This is a genomic window from Actinotalea sp. C106, assembly GCF_023630195.1.
Lineage (GTDB): Bacteria > Actinomycetota > Actinomycetes > Actinomycetales > Cellulomonadaceae > Actinotalea.
The window spans coordinates 1-2,313 of the sequence record NZ_JALPKN010000394.1 but is presented as its reverse complement, the minus strand read 5'-3'; the positions used below and the strand labels follow the sequence as shown (position 1 = coordinate 2,313).

General features: G+C 76.8%; 3 protein-coding genes and 1 pseudogene. 1 reads left to right on the top strand and 3 read right to left on the bottom strand.

Annotation, left to right across the window (positions count from 1 at the left end; genetic code table 11):
- A pseudogene (locus L0B03_RS16805) lies at positions 1–337 on the top strand (hypothetical protein); the annotation flags it as partial.
- A gap of 3 nt (positions 338–340) precedes the next feature.
- On the opposite strand, the gene L0B03_RS16800 reads toward L0B03_RS16805, so the two are convergent.
- From L0B03_RS16800 to L0B03_RS16790, 3 genes are all read right to left on the bottom strand, one after another.
- Entirely contained in the window at positions 341–1,096 is a 756-nt protein-coding gene (locus L0B03_RS16800; protein ID WP_250448003.1) for a histidine phosphatase family protein, read from the bottom strand.
- Positions 1,093–1,833 carry a zinc ribbon domain-containing protein gene (locus L0B03_RS16795; RefSeq protein WP_250448001.1) on the bottom strand — a complete coding sequence of 247 codons (741 nt, stop codon included), beginning with the start codon at positions 1,831–1,833 and terminating at the stop codon, positions 1,093–1,095. The genes L0B03_RS16800 and L0B03_RS16795 overlap by 4 nt, the downstream gene beginning before the upstream one ends.
- The coding region (locus tag L0B03_RS16790) for a Nif3-like dinuclear metal center hexameric protein (protein ID WP_250447998.1) at positions 1,830–2,313 on the bottom strand (484 nt) is incomplete at its 5' end. The genes L0B03_RS16790 and L0B03_RS16795, both read right to left, overlap by 4 nt.

Sequence of the window (2,313 nt, the reverse complement as noted above, 5' to 3'; positions counted from 1 at the left end):
CTACGCCGCGCTGCGGGACGAGATCCTCACGGGTCGGATCGCCGGGGCGGCCTGGCCCGTCCCGGCGGGGGGCCCGGGGCACGTGAGCGTCGGGGTGCACCGGGAGGCCGAGGGGCGCCGCACGGTCGTCTCCCACTGGGCCAAGCACACCCGCGGGGTGCTGACCCGGCACCTGATGACGCGGGAGGGCAGCGAGCCGCGCTCCCCCGAGGAGCTCCTCGACGCGGCCGGTGAGCTCGTCGGGGGCCCGCTGCTCGACGCCGAGCTCACGGCCGGACCCCGCGGGTCGAGCACCCTGGCCCTCGTCGTCGCCGACCCGACCGGGGCCACGGCATGAGGCTCAGCGCGAGGTGACCCCGGGGCTGGTGCGGCGCGCGTGCCAGGCGTCGCTGGGCATCCCGAGGGCGACCAGCTCCCGGCTGCCGTCGGGCCACCACCGCAGCACGGTCGCCGAGGCCGGCAGCACACGCAGCCACGACCACGCCGACCCCGGCATGCCCAGGGTCCGCCCGACAGCCGCCCGGATGGCCATCGCGTGGCTCACGACGACGACGGTGCGGCCGACCCCCCCGTCGAGCAGGGCCTGCAGCCCGGCCCCCACACGCTCACCGACGTCGTCCAGGGACTCGCCCCCCGGGGCGCGCACCGCGGTGTCCTCGTACCAGCGGCGCAGCTCCCCGGGCCGTCCGTCCTCGACCTCGGCGACGGGAAGCCCCTCCCAGTCCCCGAAGTGGCACTCGGCGAAGGCCGCGTCGGTCTGCACCGGCAGCCCGAGGCGCCGACCGACCGCGGTCGCGGTCTCCTGCGTGCGGACCATGGGCGAGGCGACGAGGGCGCTCGGGTGGGGCAGGTCGGGCCACAGCTCACGACCCACCCGGAAGACGAGGTCGGCGGCCTGGGCCGCCTGGACGCGCCCGGCCGGGGCGAGGGAAGGGCCCGGCACCGAGGAGCCCGACATCGCCTTGCTGCGCGTCAAGGTGGTCTCCCCGTGACGCATGAGGACCACGCTGACCGGCTCGGCGTCGTCGAACCGCATCGCGGCCCCCGAGGGCCGGCGCTCGCGCGCACCGCCCGAGGCCGTCGCCCCGGCCGTCATCGAGGAGCGTCCGCCCCACGCACCAGGATGCGGCTGCACTCCTCGCACCGCACGACCTGCTCCTCGGGGGCAGCCTTGATGTGCTCGACGTCGCTCGGGTTGAGCTCGAGGCGGCAGCCCTCGCAGCGACGGCCCCGCAGCGCCGCGACACCGACCCCGCCCTGCTGGGCACGCACCCTGTCGTAGAGGGCGACGAGCCCGGCGTCGAGGCCTGCGGCGCGCTGCTCGCGCTCGGCGACGACCTGCGCTGCCTGCTCGTCGAGCTCGGCCAGGACCTTCTCGAGCTCGGCCGCGGCGGCCTGCTGCTGCTCGAGGATGTCGTCCCGTGCGCTCGTGAGGTCCGCCAGGGCGGTCTCGTGGGCCTCGAGCCGTTCCATGACCTCGAGCTCGACCTCCTCGAGGGCCGCCTGGCGCCGGGCCAGGGCCTCGAGCTCGCTGGTCAGCGCCTGGGCGTCCTTGGCGTTGGCCCCGGCGTCGAGGCGAGCCTGGTCGCGGTTCGCGCGGCTGCGCACCTGCTCGACGTCCTGCTCGGCCTTGGTGAGCTCGCGGCGCAGGTCGCTCACCGCGGTCCGCGAGGTGACGACCGCGCTCTCGACGTCCGCCAGGCGCGAGGAGAGCTCGGCCACGGTCTGGTGCGCCGGGTGCTTGGCGCGCTGGTGGGCGATCTGGGCCGCGCGGGTGTCGAGGGCCTGGACCTCGAGGAGCCGGTGCTGGTCGGCGACGGGGGCGGTGCTCACGGCTGGGATCCTCCAACGGACGGGGCGGCAGGTGAGGCGAGGCGCGCGGTCCACGGGTCGGTGCGGCGGGTGCTCACCCGGGTCTCCACCGTAGTGCCCGGCCCGTGGGCCAGGTGCACGTCCGCGGTGAGCCGGCGCGCGGCGTGCTCGAGCCAGGGCCACTCGCTCGCGAAGTGCGCCACGTCGACCAGGAAGGGCCGTCCGTCCGCGGCCGGTCGTCCCCCGCGAAGGGCCTCGAGCTCGGCCCGCTCGCGCAGCTCGGAGGCCGGGTGGTGCCTCAGGTCAGCGGTGAGGTAGACGTCGGCCCGGCTGACCCGGACGGCGTCGAAGAGGGAGTCCCCCGATCCGCCGACCACGGCGACCCGCTCGACCTGCGCGTCGAGGTCACCCGCGACGCGCACCCCCTGGGCCGTCGCGGGCAGGGCCTCGGCCACGGCGCGGGCGAAGGCGCCGAGGGTGGCGGGGCTCGCGAGGTGCCCG

What these genes read in the sequence shown, in the direction of transcription:
- L0B03_RS16800 (WP_250448003.1), bottom strand. Translation starts at nt 1,096, where the DNA reads ATGACGGCCGGGGCGACGGCCTCGGGCGGTGCGCGCGAGCGCCGGCCC.